Consider the following 1,032-nt stretch of genomic DNA (forward strand, 5'->3'; position numbering starts at 1 on the left):
ACCCTGCTCTTCGCACAGCGCAACCCGAAGCCGTGCCCGGTGCTCGAGGTCATCGAGCAGGGAGAGGTGGAGTCACGGCTCGCGCCGGGCAGCGACATCCGCACGGACATCGGCCGGTATCGCATCTGGCGCGACGGCGAACTGGCCGAAGAGATCACCGACGCGACGGCGGCCTGGGCGGAGCATCCGGACCTCGTCTCGTTCCTCATCGGATGCAGCTTCACGTTCGAGTCCGGACTCGTCGAGGCCGGCATCCCGATCCGTCATCAGGAGCTCGGTCGCAATGTGCCGATGTACCGCACCTCGGTGCCCTGCGCACCGGCGGGTCGCCTGAGCGGTGAGATGGTCGTGTCGATGAGGCCGATCGCGGCGGACCGAGTGGCGGATGCCGTGCAGATCTCCGGCCGAACCCCCGCTGTGCACGGTGCTCCGGTGCACGTCGGCGACCCCGTATCCCTCGGAGTCCTCGACCTCGCCCGCCCCGACTTCGGGGATGCCCCCGAGGTGCGCGACGGCGAAGTGCCGGTGTTCTGGGCCTGCGGCGTCACSCCYCAGGCCGCGATCATGGCCTCGAAGCCGCCGTTCGCCATCACCCACGCACCGGGGTACATGTTCATCACCGACGTGCCGGATGCCGAGTACCTCGTCTGATGCGCATCCTCACCGCATCCGATCACGCGCTTCTCGTCGAGGCGGCCGACCTCGACGAGGCGATGCGCCTGAACCTCGCCTGGGACGGAGTGCGCGGTGTGGTCGAGCACATCCCGGGCGCTCGCACCGTGCTCGTGCGCTTCGATCCGCTCGTCGTCTCGGCCGGCGATCTCGCAGAGGCGCTCGCGGCGACGGACATCGACACCGCTCACCTGCCGGTCACCGGCGAGGTCACGGTGCCGGTGCGGTACGACGGCGAAGACCTCCACGAGGCCGCAGCCCTGCTGGGCGTGTCGGCGGCAGAGCTCGTGAATCGTCATCTCGGTGCCGATTGGAAGGTGGCCTTCTCGGGCTTCGCTCCCGGTTTCGGCTATGTGGTGA

Annotated in this window: 2 protein-coding genes; both read left to right on the forward strand. The window is 68.9% G+C overall.

The features are described from left to right. On the forward strand, positions 1-651 hold a 651-nt coding region (locus AC04L7_RS19510; RefSeq protein WP_475513819.1), incomplete at its 5' end, for a putative hydro-lyase. Next, a partial coding sequence (locus AC04L7_RS19515; protein ID WP_475513820.1) for a carboxyltransferase domain-containing protein occupies positions 651-1,032 on the forward strand: 382 nt, incomplete at its 3' end. The genes AC04L7_RS19510 and AC04L7_RS19515, both read left to right, overlap by 1 nt.

The organism is Pseudoxanthomonas sp. LjRoot204_2 (assembly GCF_056175765.1).